Source organism: Dolomitihabitans soli (assembly GCF_022213955.1).
Lineage (GTDB): Bacteria > Actinomycetota > Actinomycetes > Streptosporangiales > Streptosporangiaceae > Streptosporangium_A > Streptosporangium_A soli.
This window is the reverse complement of record NZ_JAKNTW010000001.1, coordinates 116,144-131,966: the sequence shown is the minus strand read 5'-3', so window position 1 is coordinate 131,966 and position 15,823 is coordinate 116,144. Positions and strand designations below refer to the sequence as shown.

Sequence of the window (15,823 nt, the reverse complement as noted above, 5' to 3'; positions counted from 1 at the left end):
CGGCCCGCTCCCGGGCCGCCCGCTACGTCGTTACTGCTCGGATGTCACGAGTTGCGGTCGTCACGCCCGCTTCGGGTGCGGGTCCGCCTGGGACGGTCGCCGGACCCGGAGGCCCGCTCGCCGCCACGCTCCTCGCGGGGCTCCCGCGGGGCCTGCTCGGTACGGCTGTCGCCGTCGTCCTGGCTGACCTCGCTGCTCTCCTGGTCGATGACCTCGACCGGGACCAGGGAGAGCTTGCCACGCGAGTCGATCTCGGCGATCTCCACCTGGACCTTCTCGCCGACGCTCATGACGTCCTCGACGTTCTCGATGCGCTTGCCGCCGTGCAGCTTGCGGATCTGCGAGACGTGCAGCAGGCCGTCCTTGCCCGGCAGCAACGACACGAACGCCCCGAACGCGGCGATCTTGACGACGGTGCCGAGGTAGCGCTCGCCGACCTCGGGCATGTGCGGGTTGGCGATCGCGTTGATCGAGCTGCGGGCGGCCTCGGCGGAGGGACCGTCCGTGGCACCGATGTAGATGGTGCCGTCGTCCTCGATGGTGATCTCGGCGCCGGTGTCGTCCTGGATCTGGTTGATCATCTTGCCCTTGGGGCCGATGACCTCGCCGATCTTGTCGACCGGAACCTTGATCGTGATGATGCGCGGCGCGGTCGGGTTCATCTCCGCCGGAGAGTCGATCGCCTCCTGCATCACGTCGAGGATCGCCAGACGGGCGGCCTTGGCCTGCTTCAGCGCGGCGCCGAGCACGGTGGCGGGAATGCCGTCGAGCTTGGTGTCGAGCTGGAGCGCGGTGATGACCTCGTCGGTGCCGGCGACCTTGAAGTCCATGTCGCCCATGGCGTCCTCGGCACCGAGGATGTCGGTCAGCGTGACGTAGTCGCCGCCCTCGTGGATGAGGCCCATCGCGATGCCGGCGACCATCTTCTTCAGCGGCACACCGGCGTCGAGCAGCGCCATGGTGGAGGCGCAGACCGAGCCCATCGAGGTCGAGCCGTTGGAGCCGAGCGCCTCCGACACCTGCCTGATCGCGTAGGGGAACTCCTCACGCGTGGGCAGCACGGGCATCAGCGCCCGCTCGGCGAGCGCGCCGTGGCCGATCTCGCGGCGCTTGGGCGAACCCACGCGGCCGGTCTCCCCGGTGGAATACGGCGGGAAGTTGTAGTTGTGCATGTAGCGCTTGGTCCGCTCAGGGTTGAGCGTGTCGATCATCTGCTCCATGCGCAGCATGTTCAGCGTGGTGATGCCCATGATCTGGGTCTCGCCGCGCTCGAACAGCGCCGAGCCGTGCACCCGGGGCACCACGTGCACCTCGGCGCCGAGCTGGCGGATGTCCTTCACCCCGCGGCCGTCGATGCGGACGCCCTCAGAGATGACCCGCTCGCGCATGAGCTTCTTGGTCAGCGACCGGTAGGCGGCGCTGAGCTCCTTCTCGCGGCCCTCGAAGTCGCCGATCAGCTTCTCCGCGGCCAGGGCCTTGACCCGGTCGAGCTCCGCCTCGCGCTCCTGCTTGCCGGCGATGGTCAGCGCCGAGGTCAGCTCGCTGGTGATCGCGCCGGCCACCGCGTCGTACGCGTCGGCCTGGTAGTCGAGGAAGATCGGGTACTCGGCGGTCTCCTTGGCGGCGACCTGAGCGACCTTGGCCTGCGCCTCGCACAGGACCTTGATGAACGGCTTCGCCGCGTCGAGGCCCTGGGCGACGGTCTCCTCGGTCGGCGCGACCGCGCCCTCCGCGACCAGCTTGAGCGTGTCGCGGGTGGACTCGGCCTCGACCATCATGATCGCGACGTCGCCGTCTTCGAGGACGCGACCGGCGACCACCATGTCGAAGGTGGCCCGCTCAAGCTCCGGATGGGTCGGGAAGCCGACCCACTGGCCGTCGATCAGGGCGACGCGGACGCCGCCGATCGGGCCGGAGAACGGCAGCCCGGCCAGCTGCGTGGACAGGGACGCCGCGTTGATGGCCACCACGTCGTACAGGTGGTCGGGGTGCAGCGCCATGACGGTCGCCACGACCTGGATCTCGTTGCGCAGGCCCTTGACGAAGGACGGGCGCAGCGGCCGGTCGATCAGGCGGCAGGTGAGGATCGCGTCCTCGGAGGGACGGCCCTCCCGCCGGAAGAACGAGCCGGGGATCCGGCCCGCGGCGTACATCCGCTCCTCGACGTCCACGGTGAGCGGGAAGAAGTCGAGGTTCTCCCTCGGATTCTTGGAGGCGGTGGTGGCGGACAGAACCATCGTCTCGTCGTCAAGGTAGACGACGGACGAACCCGCCGCCTGGCGCGCGAGGCGCCCGGTCTCGAACCGGATCGTTCGCGTGCCGAAAGAGCCGTTGTCTATCACGGCTTCCGTGCTGTGGACACCCTCCACGGGGGACCTCCTCTTCGGGTCGGTCTCTCCCGCGTCCAGATTGTGCCGGCTCCCCGTCAGGTGCAGCGCCGGTCTTCGATCGAAGCGCCCGGTTCATTCGTTCTTCACCACCGGAAGCCACTACCGAGGACCGGCCCTCCGACGCCACGGGGCGCGCTTGCTGTGCGGACGCGGGGGCTTTCTCGGCTATTCAGTTTGCTGAGCGACCCGGCGCCGCCACTGGCGACGCGCCGGGCCTTTCCCTATCCGGATCCCCAAATCCGGAATCCGGGGTCCCCGGCGGATCTCCACCGCGGGACAGTAGAAGGGGAGCGGCGCGAGCGCCGCTCCCCTTTCACACTATCGGCGCAGGCCCAGCCGCTCGATGAGCGAACGGTAACGTGCGATTTCCTTGTTCTGCAGATACTTCAGCAGACGGCGGCGGCGGCCGACGAGCAGCAGCAGGCCGCGCTGGCTGTGGAAGTCGTGCTTGTGGGTCTTCATGTGCTCGGTGAGCTCAGAGATCCGCTTGCTGAGCAGCGCGATCTGGACCTCCGGAGACCCGGTGTCGCCGTCAGCGGTGGCATACTCAGCGATGATCGTCTTCTTGGCGGCAGTGTCGAGGGACACAGCTCTCCTCTGTCTATTTCCAGGGGCACGCGCAAATGGGATAGCCCGAACGACCGTGCGTACCTACAGTCGCCGTGGCGAGTGGCATCAGACGGGCAGCGTCAATCGCCGCCGATGTGTAGCCGACATGTAAGGCTACCATCACGCATCGCAGCCGGAGACCATCAGGAGGTGAGGCGGCCGACCTCGCTGACATCACGGTGGATCTGGGCGACGAGCGCCTCGATGGAGTCGAATTTCAGGTTGTCGCGAAGCCGGGCGTCGAAGTCGACGGCGACGTGCGCGCCGTACAGGTCGAGGTCGTCGCGGTTGATCGCGTGGGCCTCGACGGTGCGGGGCACGCCCTCGAAAGTCGGGTTGGTGCCGACCGAGATGGCGGCCGGCCAGCGCTCGCCCGCGTAGGGCGCGGGGATGTTGCCCACCGGCACGCACTGCAGCCAACCGGCGTAGACGCCGTCGGCGGGGATCGCGGTGAACTGCGGCGACTCGACGTTGGCGGTGGGGAAGCCGAGCTGCCGCCCGCGCTGGTAGCCCCGGACCACGACGCCCTCGACGCGGTGCGAGCGGCCGAGCGCGTCGGCCGCGCCCGCCACGTCGCCGACGACCAGGCGCTCGCGCACCAGGCTGGAGGAGATCGCCTCGCCGTTGCTGACCAGGGGAACCGCCTCCGCCACGAAATCGTATTTGTCGCCCAGGGTGTGCAGTGTCTCGACGTCGCCGGCCGCCTGGTGACCGAACCTGAAGTTCTCGCCCACCACGACGCCCGCCGCGTGCAGCCGGTCGACCAGCACCGTCTGCACGAACTCGTCCGGAGTCATCTGGGAGAACTCCAGGGTGAAGGGCAGCACGCACACCTCGTCGACGCCCAGGGCGGCCAGCAGCTCGATGCGGTGCCGGGGTGAGGTCAGCCGGGGTGGATGGGTGCCGGGCCTGACCACCTCGCCCGGATGCGGGTCGAAGGTGACGGCCACCGAGGGCACGCCCATCTCCCGCGCCATCGCGACCGCGCGCTCCGCCATCAGCCGATGCCCGCGGTGCACACCGTCGAACACCCCGATCGTGACGACGGACCTGCCCCAGCCTGCGGGCACATCGCCGAGTCCGTGCCAGCTCCGCACGTTGACCTCGATCCTCCGGTGGACGGATTTCCCGGCATAAGACTGCCATGCTCGCACGCATCGCGCCGCACCGGGGTAGGAGCGTCTAGCCCGTTATAATCGGGCCGCCAACCCCGTCGCCCACTCGAATAACAGGTCCATGGCCAGATACGCGATTCTGATTCTACCCGCCTTCAACCGGGTTTACGGCGAAAGCGCCGTCCGGCTGACGAGGAGCGAGCTGGCCGTCTTCAACGGCACGGCCCTCGGCGGGAAGGCGGGCGACATCGCGGAGACCATGATCGGCGGTGTCCCCTATGTCACCTTCGAGGCGTCGGAGCTGGACGCGTCCGACATCGCGTTCCTGTCCAACCTCTCGTCGATGTACGCGCTGTTCGCGATGGAGGGCGAGCTGCTCAGACCGCTCGCCGTACATCCGCTCGACAAGTTCGCCAGCGATCTGATCACCATCCAGAAGTACGCGGGCAAGACGAACGAGCACTTCACCAGGTTGCTGCTGAACATCACCGCACTGTCCACCGACCGGCCGTCCGGCCTGCTGGACCGAAAGCTGTCGGTGCTGGACCCGATGTGCGGCCGCGGCACCACGCTGAACCAGGCGCTGATGTACGGCTACGACGCCACCGGGATCGACCTCGACGGCAAGGACTTCGACGCCTACGCCACCTTCCTGCGCACCTGGCTCAAGAACCGGCGGCTCAAGCACTCCGCCGAGATCACCCCGATCAGGCGCGACCGCACCCAGCTCGGCAGACGCCTGCACGTCACCCTCGGCCGCACCAAGGAGCTCTACAAGGCCGGCCGGGTCGACCAGGTCACCATGATCAACGCGGACACCCTCCGAAGCCGCGAACTGCTCAAGGCCCACTCCTTCGACCTGCTGGTGACCGACGCCCCGTACGGCGTGCAGCACGGCAGCCGGGGCGCGGGGTCCGCCCTGTCGCGCAGTCCGCTCCAGCTCCTGCAGGCGGCCATCCCGCTCTGGCGCGATCTGCTCCGGCCCGGTGGCGCGATGGGCATCTCCTGGAACACCTATGTCGCCCGCCGTGACGAGCTGGCGAAGATCATGGAAGCGAGCGGGCTCGACGTGCTCGACTCGGCCGACTACCGCGCCTTCGAGCATCGGGTCGACCAGGCCATCACCCGCGACATCCTGATCGCCCGCGTACCCGCCTGAAGCTCGGCCTTGCGAGGCGGGCCGGTCCGCCGGACAGCGGATCGGGCCCGGCCACCTGCCACCGCCCGATCAAACCGACCCGCCCGAGGCGTCCGAGGCTCAGGCCACGAAGACGACCAGCGGCTTGGCGATCTTGCCGTGTTCCTCCAGCAGGGCGATCAGCGTGCCGTCGGGGGCGAAGGCGCCGATGGGGCCGGAGCCCAGACCGGTCGCGGCGGGCCGCCCGCCGTGCGAGACCGACGCGGCCTCCTCGGCGGTCAGGTCCCGGCGCGGGAAGGCCGCGTCCACCGCCTCGGCGATGGGCATGATCACGCACTCGGTCGCGAGCTGGTCGATCGTGCGGGCCTGGGAGAGATCGTAGGGACCGACCCGGGTACGGCGCAGGTAGGTCAGGTGGCCACCGACGCCCAGACCGTCGCCGAGGTCACGGGCGAGAGAGCGGATGTAGGTGCCGCTCGAACAGGTCACCGAAACGTCGACGTCGACGGTGTGCCCGGTCCTGCGGATCGAGACGATCTCGAAACCGGAGACGGTGACCGGCCTGGCGGGCAGCTCGAAGGACTCCCCCGCCCTGGCGCGTTTGTAGGACCGCTCGCCGTTCACCTTGATCGCGCTGACCTGCGGGGGGACCTGCATGATGTGTCCGGTCAGCTTGGCCACGCCGGCCACGATGTCGTCCTCCGCCACTCCCGCCGCGTCGGCCGTGGCGATGATCTCGCCCTCGGCGTCGTCGGTGTTGGTGGACTGGCCCAGGCGGATCGTCGCGTCGTAGCCCTTCTCGGTGAGCGCGAGGTGGCCGAGCAGCCGGGTCGCCTTCTCCACGCCGACCACGAGCACACCGGTGGCCATCGGGTCCAGCGTGCCGGCGTGGCCGACCTTCCTGGTGCCCGCCAAGCCCCGCAGCTTGCCGACCACGTCGTGCGAGGTCCACTCGGACGGCTTGTCCACGATGATCAGCCCGCTGGGCGGCGGAACCCTGTCGGCACGTGCCCTACTCATCTCGAACGTCCTCAGGAGTGGCGGAGAGCAGGCCACGCAGCGCGGCCATGGTCTCCTCGACGGGAAGGTGCGACGTGAAGCCGGCCGCCCGGCTGTGGCCACCGCCGCCCAGCGCCGAACAGGCACGGGCGACGTCGACCGCGCCCTTGGACCTGGTCGACACCTGCAAGGCGCCCTCGTCGTCCTCCTTGACGACCACGGCGACCTCGGCCTCGTCGGTCCGCCGGATGACGTCGATCATCCCCTCCACCTCGTCGTACGGCAGGCCGTACGACGCCCGGTCGAGCCGGGGGACGTAGGTCCACACCAGGCCGAGGCCGCCGGCCGACTCCCGTTCGAGCACGACCCGGTCGAGCGCCGCGCCGAGGACCTTGAGGTAGCCGAACGGGGAACGGTCCCACAGCTCGCGCGCGATCTCGTCGGTGCGCAGACCGGTCGCGATCAACCGGCCCGCCATCGCGTGCGCGGCGGGCGTGGTGGAGGCGTGTCTGAACGAACCGGTGTCGGTCACCAGGCCGGTGTACAGGCAGACGGCCATGTCGCGATCGACGGCCACACCGAGCCGGTGGATCAGCTCCTCGGCGACCACCGCGGTCGCCGCGGCGGCGGGATCGATCAGCCCCATCGTGCCGAACCCCGTGTTCGAGGGGTGGTGGTCCAGCACGACCAGCTCCCTCGCCTTCACGGCGCTGTCGCCCAGCAGGCCGAGCCGGTCGACGGTGGAGGCGTCGAACGTGACCATCAGGGCCGGCGACTCCGGGTAGGCGGCGGGCTCGACCAGCAACTCCTGGCCGGGCATGAAGCGGAGCAGCCGGGGCACCGCGAAGCGCTGGTCGCCGAAGGAGGCCACCACGTTCTTGCCGAGGACGCGCAGCGCCATCCCGGTGGCGAGCATCGAGCCCAGCGCGTCACCGTCGGGCGACACGTGGCAGGCGAGAGCGACCTCGGGCGCCGAGGAGATCAGCTCGATGGCCCTGGCCCAATCTTGCTCCGGCACCCGGCAGCCGGCGCCGTGGAGCCGGTCGTCTCCCGTCACGTTGCGGAGTATCCCGCGTGGTCAGACGGCTCGTCGCCGATTTCCTCGGATTCCGGCTCACCGGGCTTGCGATACGGGTCGGCCTCGCCGGCGTGCACCGCGCCCTCGGCCCGCTTGGCGATCTCGTCGTCCCTGGCCTTGGCCTCGGCCAGCAGGCCGTCGATGTGCTTGGCGCTGTCGGGCAGCGGGTCGTGCGTGAAGGTCAGCGTAGGGGTGTGGCGCAGCCCGGTCTGCCTGCCGACCTCCGAACGGATGACGCCGGTGGCGCTCTCCAGTGCGGCGGCGCTGTCGGCGCGTTCCGCGTCGGAACCGAACACGGTGTAGAAGACCGTGGCGTCCCGCAGGTCGGCGGTGATGCGTGCGTCGGTGACCGTCACGAACCCCAGCCGGGGATCCTTGATCCTGCGCTCGAGCATCTCCGCCACCACCTGCTGGATCCGATCGGCCAGCTTACGCGCGCGTGCGGCGTCCATATTCGCTCCCCCTCCTGGCGAAGACGACCGGCGCGGAGGGCGGCTCCGGCCGGTCGTCTGGCGTCAATCCTCGTCTTCGTTGTAGAGCCGCCGCTTGGCGGACAGCAACTCGATATCCGGGCGGTAAGCCACCAGGCGCTCGCACCCCTCCAGCACCTCGCCGCAGTTCGCGGCGGAGGCGGAGACCACCGCGATCCCGATCTCGGCACGGCGGTGCAGATCCTGATTCCCGGTCTCGGCGACGGCCACACCCGGGAACCGTCGTTGCACCTCGGCGATGATGGGACGCACCACCGAGCGCTTCTGCTTCAGCGAGTGAACGTCGCCGAGCAGGATGTCCAAAGTCAGAGCACCAACGTACATGTCAGCCTCGCCCCGCGAGACGCTCCCGGTCCCGCCGGGGTAGGCATGCGAGCCGTACCCCGGCGGGTGCGAGAAGCGTCAGGCGCGCGGCTTCTCCCGCATCTCGAACGTCTCGATGACGTCGTCGAGCTTGATGTCGTTGTAGCCGACGCCGATACCACACTCGAAGCCCTCGCGGACCTCGGTCGAGTCGTCCTTGAAACGACGCAGTGAGGAGACGGTCAGGTTGTCGGCCACGACGGCATTGTCGCGGATGATCCTGGCCTTGCTGTTGCGGACGATCGTGCCCGAACGGACCAGGCAGCCCGCCACGTTGCCGATCTTCGGCACCTTGAAGACCTCGCGGACTTCGGCGGTGCCCATCTGGACTTCCTCGAACTCCGGCTTCAGCATGCCCTTGAGGGCTGCCTCGACCTCCTCGATCGCCTGGTAGATGACCGAGTAGTAGCGGATGTCCACGCCCTCGCGCTCGGCGAGGTCGCGTGCACGGACTTCCGGCCGGACGTTGAAGCCGATGATGACCGCGTTCTCGTCGGCGATGGCGAGGTTGACGTCGTACTCGGTGATCGCACCGACAGCGCGGTGCAGAACCCTGAGGTTGACCTCTTCGCCAACGTCGATCTTGAGCAGGGCGTCCTCGAGGGCTTCGACGGAACCGGAGACGTCGCCCTTGATGATGAGCTTGAGCTCGTCGACCTGGCCCTTCTCCATGTCCTTGAAGAGCTCTTCGAGGGTGCGCCTGCGACCCGACCGCGCCATGTCGGCGCTGCGCTGGCGTGCCGCACGCTGCTGGGCGATCTGACGCGCCATCCGGTCGTCGGTGACCACTATGAAGTTGTCACCGGCGCTCGGCACCGCGGTCAGACCCATGACCAGGACCGGCCTCGACGGGCCTGCCTCGGTCACGGCCTCGCCGTTGTCGTCGAGCATCGCCCGGACGCGGCCGAAGGCCTCGCCACAGACGATCGAGTCACCGACCCGCAGCGTGCCGCGCTGAACCAGCACGGTCGCGACGGGGCCACGGCCCTTGTCGAGGTTCGCCTCGATGGCGAGGCCCTGGGCGTCCATCGACGGGTTGGCCCGCAGCTGGAGCTCGGCGTCCGCGGTGAGCAGGATCGCCTCGAGAAGGTTCTCGATGCCGGTCCCGTTCTTGGCGGAGATGTCGACGAACATCGTCGAGCCGCCGTACTCCTCGGCGACGAGGCCGTACTCGGTGAGCTGGGCCCGCACCTTGCCCGGGTCCGCGCCCTCCTTGTCGACCTTGTTGACCGCGACCACGACCGGGACCGCCGCCGCCTGCGCGTGGTTCAGGGCCTCGATCGTCTGCGGCTTCACACCGTCGTCGGCCGCGACGACCAGCACCGCGATGTCGGTCGCCTGGGCACCACGGGCACGCATGGCGGTGAACGCCTCGTGACCCGGGGTGTCGATGAAGGTGACCCTGCGGTCCTGTCCCTCATGCTGGGTCTCGACCTGGTAGGCGCCGATGTGCTGGGTGATGCCACCCGCCTCGCGCGCCACCATGTTGGTGTTCCTGATCGCGTCGAGCAGCTTCGTCTTACCGTGGTCGACGTGACCCATGACGGTCACGACCGGCGGACGCGCGGCGAGGTCGCCCTCGTCGCCCTCGTCCTCGCCGAACTCGATGGCGAAGGACTCGAGAAGCTCCCGGTCCTCCTCCTCCGGGCTGACGACCTGGATGACGTAGTCGAGCTCGGCGCCCAGGAGCTGAAGCGTCTCCTCGTTCACCGACTGGGTGGCGGTCACCATCTCGCCGAGGTGCAACATGATCTGCACCAGCGACGCGGGGTTCGCACCGATCTTGTCGGCGAAGTCGGACAGGGAGGCGCCACGCGGGAGACGGATCGTCTGACCGCCACCGCGGGGAGCCTGCACGCCACCGATCGCCGGGGCCTGCATGTTGTCGAACTCCTGGCGCCTCTGCCGCTTCGACTTGCGGCCACGCGCGGGCCGACCGCCTGGGCGGCCGAACGCGCCTGCCGTGCCACCGCCGCGACCGCGGCCACCGCCGCCCGGACGGCCGGCGAAACCACCGCCGCCACCACCGGGACCACCGGTTCCGGTGCGAGCACCGGCGCCGCCGCCACCACCGGGACGACCGGCGAAACCGCCGCCGCCGCCACCAGGACGACCACCGCCGCCACCGCCGCCACCAGGACGACCACCGCCGCCACCGCCGCCACCAGGACGACCACCGCCGCCACCAGGACGACCGGCGCCACCGCCACCGCCACCGGGGCCGGGGGCAGGGCGCTGCGGCATCATCATCGGGTTGGGACGCGGACCACCGGGACGCGGACCACCGGCACCGGGACCGCCGCCGGGACGCGGGCCACCGGCACCGGGCCGGGGACCTGCCGCACCGGGCGGACCGGTACGGCCCGCGGGCGGACGCGGCATGCCGCCTTCACGCTGACCAGGGCCCTGACCGCCGCCGTCACGCCGCGGCTCGCGGGTTCCGGCTCCGGCGCCCGCACCTGCCTCGCGAGGAGGACCGCTGTCACGGCCGCCACCGCGCGGCGGACGGGGCTGGCCCATACCGCTGGCGTTCGAGGAGAACGGGTTGTTGCCCGGACGCGGACCACGAGGGCCGGGACGCGGTCCCGGCTTCCCGCCGCCGGCCGGACGGCCACCACCCGCACCTGTGCCCGCACCGGCACCCGCACCCGGACCGGCGGCCGGAGCCGCGGGACTCTGCTGGGCGGCGGGACGCGGCGCGGGGCGTGGGCCCGGCTTGGGACCGGAAGGCCCCTGCCGCTGCGCCGGAGGCGCCGAGCGAGCGGCCTCGGGCCGCTGGACGGCCTCGGGACGCTGCTGCGGTGCCGGCGGCTGCTGAACCGGCTGCTGCTCGGCCTGCGGTTGCGGGCTGTGCGGCATCGGCACAGGCGGGCGCGGCGGCACCGGGGTCGCGGGACTCGGCCCGCTCTCCACCGGACTCGGCGCGCTCACCACGGGACTCGGCCCACTCGCCGGACCCGGGGTGGGCCGGGGGCCCGGCCTCGGCCCCGGCTTGGGGGCATTGCTACTGGGTGCCTGAGCACCATTGCCGGCCTGGCTGTCACCCGGCCGGGGCGTCGCCCTATGGGACGACCTTGATCTGTCGGACGACCCCTTGGACCCGCCCGAGAACGCTTCCGTGAGCTTTCGGACCACCGGCGCCTCTATGGTCGAGGACGCCGAACGCACGAACTCGCCCATCTCCTGGAGCTTGGCCATTACGACCTTGCTCTCAACGCCGAACTCCTTGGCGAGCTCGTAGACCCGGACCTTCGCCACTGCACTCCCTTACTCGGCCCGGGGAGGCTTGCAGTGCCGCCGGACCGTCGCTACCTAGTCGTACTCATCGCCGCATGCTCATCAGGCGCTCATCGCTATCTGACCCGCCCATCAACTCGGCGTCCTACATGACAGTTGGCAACCTTCACGCGGTTCCTCCATCTTCGTCTCGCTCCTCCAGGTGGGCACGCACCCGCGTCACATCGAGCGTCCCAGCGACACGAAACGCGCGTGGGAGTGCTCGGCGACGCTCGGCGAGCTCCAGGCAACCGAGGTTTCGATGCAGTGACGCACCTCGACCTGGTAGCCGCCCTCGCAGGTCGGGGACGATAACACCCTCGACCAGCACCAGGCGGAGCAGCTCGGACTTGACCGTGCGAACCCGGCAGCCCACACATGTTCTCAGCGGGGCCGCCTGGCCACCATATTTCAGCTTACCTTGTTGACGCATCGTAGGGACCGGCGGCATCCCCGATCATCGTGTCCGGACGGATGTCGATCCGCCATCCCGTGAGGCGTGCCGCGAGCCGGGCGTTCTGCCCTTCTTTGCCGATCGCCAGGGACAACTGGTAGTCGGGCACGGTCACCCTGGCCACGCGGGCCTCGGCATCCAGCACCTCAACATGAGAAACGCGGGCGGGAGAAAGGGCATTCCCGACGAAGTCGGCGGGCTCGTCCGACCAGTCGATGATGTCGATCTTCTCGCCGTGGAGCTCCGTCATGACGTTACGCACCCGTGACCCCATCGGCCCGATGCAGGCGCCCTTGGGGTTCACCCCCTGCCTGCGGGACCGCACGGCGATCTTCGTACGGTGGCCCGCCTCGCGGGCGACGGCGGCGATCTCCACGGTGCCGTCGGCGATCTCCGGCACCTCCAGCGCGAACAGCTTCTTCACCAGGCCGGGATGGGTACGCGAGAGCGTCACCGACGGCCCCTTGTGCCCCTTCTTGACCTGGACGACGTAGCAGCGGATCCGCTCGCCGTGGACGTAGTCCTCGCCGGGCACCTGCTCGTTGTGCGGCAGCACCGCCTCGATCTTGCCGAGGTCGACCAGCACCACCCGAGGGTCCTTGCCCTGCTGGATGATGCCCGCCACCAGCTCGCCCTCGCGGCTGGCGAACTCGCCGAAGTTGACCTCGTCCTCCGCGTCGCGCAACTGCTGCAGGATCACCTGCTTGGCGGTGGTCGCCGCGATACGGCTGAAGTTTCCCGGAGTGTCCTCGTACTCTCTGGCGATCTCGCCGCCCTCATCGATCTCCGCCGCCCAGATCGTGACATGACCGGTATCCCGGTCGAGTTGCGCCCTGGCTTTGGCGGCCGCGCCCTCGGTGCGGAAGTAGGCGATCAGCAGCGCATCCTCGATCGCCTTGACCACCAGCTCGAAGGAGATGTCCTTCTCCCGCTCCAGGCTGCGCAGAACGCTCATGTCGATATCCACGAGGCCCCCCTTAGCCCTCTTCGCCGTCGTCGCCGTCGTCAGCGTCGTCTAGCCGGCGAAATTCGACCTGCACCCGGCCACGGGTGAGGTCCTTGAAGTCAAATCGGCGTGGTGTGCCCGACACGTCGAGCTCCACTCCTGAGTCGTCGGCCACGAGCACCCGGCCCTCGGCCTCCGTGCCATCACCGAGTTCGGCCTTGACCAGGCGGCCCGCCGCGCGGCGCCAGTGCCTCGGCTCCGTCAGCGGCCGGTCCACGCCCGGAGAGGTGACCTCGAGCATGTACGGGGTGCCGCCCATGACGTCGTCGGCGTCGAGCGCCGCCGAGATCGCCCTGCTCACGTCGGCGATGTCGTCGAGGCTCGCACCACCGTCACGGTCGACGATGACGCGCAGCACCCGCCGCTTGCCCGCCGGGGTGACCGTGACATCCTCCAGATCGAGCCCCTCACCCACGACCACGGGATCAAGGAGCTTCATCAGGCGGTCACGGGATGAATCTCTTCCCATGCCGACCTCCTATTTTGTCACGATCTCAATCGGGCGGACCTCGCCCATGCGGTTAACCAGCCTATCCACACCCTGGGACGGAAAGAGCGCCACTCTCCAGCGTGCGAGCCCGCCTGCGGCCATCTCCTCGCGGCGGGCCGTACCATGCTAGGGCGTCGGCAGAGAGATACAGCAGCGTCTTGTCCGGGAGGCCCATCCGTGCGTCCGCGTCGCCTGACCCGGCGCGCCCTGATCCGCGGTGGCGCCATGGGAGCCGCCGTCGCCGCGATGGCCGGGTGCGCCGCGAACGAGCCCGAGCCGGTGGCCCCCGCCCCACCCGATCCGCAGGTGGAGCTGCTGCGGCAGGTCATCGCCGGCAAGGAGCGGACCATCGCGCTGTACGAGAGGGCCGCGGCCGACGAGCCCGCCCTTCTCCCGTTCCTTGAGCGGCACAAGGTGCATCTGGCGGAGCTCCGGCGCCGGCTCCCGCCCGCCACCACACCGGCGACTGCACCGGTCACCGCACAGACCGCGTCGCCGGCTCCCTCGGGGGGCGCCTCGCCCGGGAAGGTGTCGCGCACCCGGCTGCGCGACACCGAACGCAAGGCCGCCGCCGCCAGGCCCAAGCAGCTCCAGTCGGTCTCCCCGCCACTCGCCCAGCTCCTGGCCAGTATCGGCGCCTGCGAGGCCGCGCACGTCCAAGCCCTGTCGAGGCCCCTTTGAGCACTGTGAGCACTGTGAGCGCCACGACCACTGTGAGCGCCCGGGACGCCCTGTTGGCGGCATTGCTGAAGGCGCTGGCCGCCGAGCACGCCGCCGTCTACGCCTACAGTCTCGGCGCGGCCCGCGTCGAGGGGCGGCAGCGGTCCCTGCTGACCGCCGCCCACGCCGCCCATCGCAACCGGCGCGACCAGCTCCGCACGCTGATCAACGGGCGCGGCGGCACCCCCGTCGAGGCCGAGCCCTCCTACACGCTGCCGCTGCGGCCCGGCACCTCCGCCGAGGCCGTGCGCCTGGCCACCCTCGTGGAGGAGGGCGTGACAGCCGTCTACCTGGAGCTGGTCGCGGTCGACGACGGGCCCGTGCGCCGGCTCGCCGCCCTGGCCATGCAGGAGTCCGTCACGAGGTCGTACGGCCTGCGCCCGGAGATCACCGCGTTGCCCGGCCTGCGGCCCGCCACCCCGTCCCCCGCGCCCGCCACCCCGACGACCCAGGCGACCCCGGCCGACGCCCCCGCCTCGGCGGCTCCCGGAGGGTGACCGCTCAGCGGTAGAGCACCGACAGCAGGTCCGGTCCCAGCCTGCCGATCGCCTCGGCGTCGAGCTGGTAGTAGACGACGGGGCCACGCCGGTGGAAGTGGACCAGCCCGGCCTCCCGCAGCCTGCGCAGGTGCCGGGAGACCTGCGGCGCGGTCATCCCGAGCTGCGTGGCCAGCTCGGCCGTCGCCACGGGGTTGCGCAGGATTGCGTAGCAGAGCTTGAGCCTGGTCGGGTCCTGGAGCGCGGCCAGGCGGCGCCGTACGGTCTCCAGGGAGGGAACCGGGTCGTCGGCGGCGCCGTGTTCGACCCCCTGCTGAATCCCGTGCTCGATCCCGTGCTGGATCACGACGGGATAGCCGGGGAAGTGCTTGACCACGAAGTGCGGCCTGCCGTGGACGGTGGGGATCAGGATGCACGGCCGGTGCTCGTCGATGCGCGCGGTGGCGTTGTAGAGCTTGTCGAGGGTGACGCGGGGCGGGTCGTCGTGCGTGGTGGCCGTCGGGAAGTCGCCGAGCACCAGGGGGCCGCGCCGGCGCAGGGCTCGGCGGCGTAGCGCGGCGTCGTGCTCCAGCAACGGCTTGACCTGCGGCCACTCCCGTTCGAAGGCGGCGGCGGAGAAGTCCGCGAGGAAGTCGAGCAGCCGCCGCCGGAAACCGCCCGGGTCCTCCCGCAACCGCAGGCCCAGTTCCAGCCTGCTGGAGGAGATCAGCCAGAGGCGGTGCATCACCCCGTCGCTCAGGTCGGGGCCGGCGAGCGCGGTGTCGTTCTTGCCGATCAGCGCCTGCACGGTCATCGCGACGAAGTCGGCCGGGGGCAGCGCCTCGATCCCGGCCAGCTCGGCGTCGAGGGTGGCCTTGGTGGCGGCCGACACGGGCAGCAGGTAGCGGGCGCGGAACGCGCTCCACAGCGGCGCCCAGGTCACCGCGCGGGCCAGCAGGGTGTCGTCGACCTCGCTGTGGGCCGTCGCGACCCAGCGCGCGCTGCCCGGATGGTGCCCCGGCTCGTCGAGCGCGTGCAGGCAGGCGCACAGCTCGGCCAGCGGGGACTGGTGGAGGAGGACCGACCGCTCGTGCGGCGACCCGAGCAGCAACGTCACGGTCATCCCCTCAGTGTGCAGGCGATTACCGCATTGCCGTCAATCCTCTTGTGACGGCCCGCCGTGTTCTCCAAGGTGTGCCTCTGACATGCGACTTTGGA

General features: G+C 70.2%; 15 protein-coding genes. 3 read left to right on the top strand and 12 right to left on the bottom strand.

All coding sequences use genetic code 11. The annotated features are described in order from the left end of the window. Positions 1–44 precede the first annotated feature (44 nt). The 3 genes from MBA17_RS00590 to MBA17_RS00580 form a co-directional block, all read right to left on the bottom strand. Positions 45–2,369 carry a polyribonucleotide nucleotidyltransferase gene (locus MBA17_RS00590; RefSeq protein WP_238494205.1) on the bottom strand — a complete coding sequence of 775 codons (2,325 nt, stop codon included), beginning with the start codon at positions 2,367–2,369 and terminating at the stop codon, positions 45–47. Between the two features lie 339 nt (positions 2,370–2,708). Next, complete coding sequence (rpsO, locus tag MBA17_RS00585; RefSeq protein ID WP_238494204.1) at positions 2,709–2,978, bottom strand: 30S ribosomal protein S15; 270 nt, start codon at positions 2,976–2,978, stop codon at positions 2,709–2,711. A gap of 164 nt (positions 2,979–3,142) precedes the next feature. Continuing rightward, positions 3,143–4,096, bottom strand: coding sequence for a bifunctional riboflavin kinase/FAD synthetase (locus MBA17_RS00580; RefSeq protein WP_238494203.1), 954 nt, complete (start codon positions 4,094–4,096; stop codon positions 3,143–3,145). A gap of 139 nt (positions 4,097–4,235) precedes the next feature. On the opposite strand from MBA17_RS00580, the gene MBA17_RS00575 reads away from it, so the two are divergent. Further along, positions 4,236–5,273, top strand: coding sequence for a TRM11 family SAM-dependent methyltransferase (locus MBA17_RS00575; protein WP_238494202.1), 1,038 nt, complete (start codon positions 4,236–4,238; stop codon positions 5,271–5,273). A 99-nt stretch (positions 5,274–5,372) separates the two neighbouring features. Here the strand turns inward: MBA17_RS00575 and truB are convergent, their stop codons facing one another. The 8 genes from truB to rimP form a co-directional block, all read right to left on the bottom strand. Next, entirely contained in the window at positions 5,373–6,272 is a 900-nt protein-coding gene (gene truB / locus MBA17_RS00570; protein WP_238494201.1) for a tRNA pseudouridine(55) synthase TruB, read from the bottom strand. Next, positions 6,265–7,308 carry a DHH family phosphoesterase gene (locus MBA17_RS00565; RefSeq protein WP_238494200.1) on the bottom strand — a complete coding sequence of 348 codons (1,044 nt, stop codon included), beginning with the start codon at positions 7,306–7,308 and terminating at the stop codon, positions 6,265–6,267. Before MBA17_RS00565 ends, truB begins: the two co-directional genes overlap by 8 nt. Continuing rightward, positions 7,305–7,781 (bottom strand): 30S ribosome-binding factor RbfA, encoded by a 477-nt coding sequence (rbfA, locus tag MBA17_RS00560; RefSeq protein WP_238494199.1) that lies wholly within the window; start codon positions 7,779–7,781, stop codon positions 7,305–7,307. The genes MBA17_RS00565 and rbfA overlap by 4 nt, the downstream gene beginning before the upstream one ends. A gap of 63 nt (positions 7,782–7,844) precedes the next feature. Next, entirely contained in the window at positions 7,845–8,144 is a 300-nt protein-coding gene (locus MBA17_RS00555) for a DUF503 domain-containing protein (protein WP_238494198.1), read from the bottom strand. Positions 8,145–8,222: 78 nt separating this feature from the next. After that, on the bottom strand, positions 8,223–11,441 hold the full coding sequence (gene infB / locus MBA17_RS00550; RefSeq protein WP_238494197.1) for a translation initiation factor IF-2: 3,219 nt from the start codon (positions 11,439–11,441) through the stop codon (positions 8,223–8,225). A 145-nt stretch (positions 11,442–11,586) separates the two neighbouring features. After that, positions 11,587–11,892 carry a YlxR family protein gene (locus tag MBA17_RS00545; protein ID WP_238494196.1) on the bottom strand — a complete coding sequence of 102 codons (306 nt, stop codon included), beginning with the start codon at positions 11,890–11,892 and terminating at the stop codon, positions 11,587–11,589. Continuing rightward, positions 11,876–12,868: a transcription termination factor NusA gene (nusA, locus tag MBA17_RS00540; RefSeq protein ID WP_238494195.1), complete on the bottom strand. Its 993-nt coding sequence runs from the start codon at positions 12,866–12,868 to the stop codon at positions 11,876–11,878. The genes MBA17_RS00545 and nusA overlap by 17 nt, the downstream gene beginning before the upstream one ends. 22 nt (positions 12,869–12,890) lie before the next feature. Further along, positions 12,891–13,388 carry a ribosome maturation factor RimP gene (rimP, locus tag MBA17_RS00535; RefSeq protein WP_238494194.1) on the bottom strand — a complete coding sequence of 166 codons (498 nt, stop codon included), beginning with the start codon at positions 13,386–13,388 and terminating at the stop codon, positions 12,891–12,893. Between the two features lie 198 nt (positions 13,389–13,586). Between rimP and MBA17_RS00530 the strand changes: the two genes are divergently transcribed. Continuing rightward, a complete protein-coding gene (locus tag MBA17_RS00530; protein WP_238494193.1) occupies positions 13,587–14,090 on the top strand; it encodes a hypothetical protein in 504 nt (167 codons plus the stop codon). Between the two features lie 14 nt (positions 14,091–14,104). After that, positions 14,105–14,626 (top strand): ferritin-like domain-containing protein, encoded by a 522-nt coding sequence (locus tag MBA17_RS00525; RefSeq protein ID WP_238494192.1) that lies wholly within the window; start codon positions 14,105–14,107, stop codon positions 14,624–14,626. 4 nt (positions 14,627–14,630) lie between these two features. Here the strand turns inward: MBA17_RS00525 and MBA17_RS00520 are convergent, their stop codons facing one another. Continuing rightward, a complete protein-coding gene (locus MBA17_RS00520; protein ID WP_238494191.1) occupies positions 14,631–15,728 on the bottom strand; it encodes an ArsR/SmtB family transcription factor in 1,098 nt (365 codons plus the stop codon). Positions 15,729–15,823 lie beyond the last annotated feature (95 nt).

What these genes read in the sequence shown, in the direction of transcription:
- MBA17_RS00575 (WP_238494202.1), top strand. Translation starts at nt 4,236, where the DNA reads ATGGCCAGATACGCGATTCTGATTCTACCCGCCTTCAACCGGGTTTAC.
- truB (WP_238494201.1), bottom strand. Translation starts at nt 6,272, where the DNA reads ATGAGTAGGGCACGTGCCGACAGGGTTCCGCCGCCCAGCGGGCTGATC.
- rbfA (WP_238494199.1), bottom strand. Translation starts at nt 7,781, where the DNA reads ATGGACGCCGCACGCGCGCGTAAGCTGGCCGATCGGATCCAGCAGGTG.
- MBA17_RS00555 (WP_238494198.1), bottom strand. Translation starts at nt 8,144, where the DNA reads ATGTACGTTGGTGCTCTGACTTTGGACATCCTGCTCGGCGACGTTCAC.
- MBA17_RS00545 (WP_238494196.1), bottom strand. Translation starts at nt 11,892, where the DNA reads ATGCGTCAACAAGGTAAGCTGAAATATGGTGGCCAGGCGGCCCCGCTG.
- nusA (WP_238494195.1), bottom strand. Translation starts at nt 12,868, where the DNA reads ATGAGCGTTCTGCGCAGCCTGGAGCGGGAGAAGGACATCTCCTTCGAG.
- rimP (WP_238494194.1), bottom strand. Translation starts at nt 13,388, where the DNA reads ATGGGAAGAGATTCATCCCGTGACCGCCTGATGAAGCTCCTTGATCCC.
- MBA17_RS00520 (WP_238494191.1), bottom strand. Translation starts at nt 15,728, where the DNA reads ATGACCGTGACGTTGCTGCTCGGGTCGCCGCACGAGCGGTCGGTCCTC.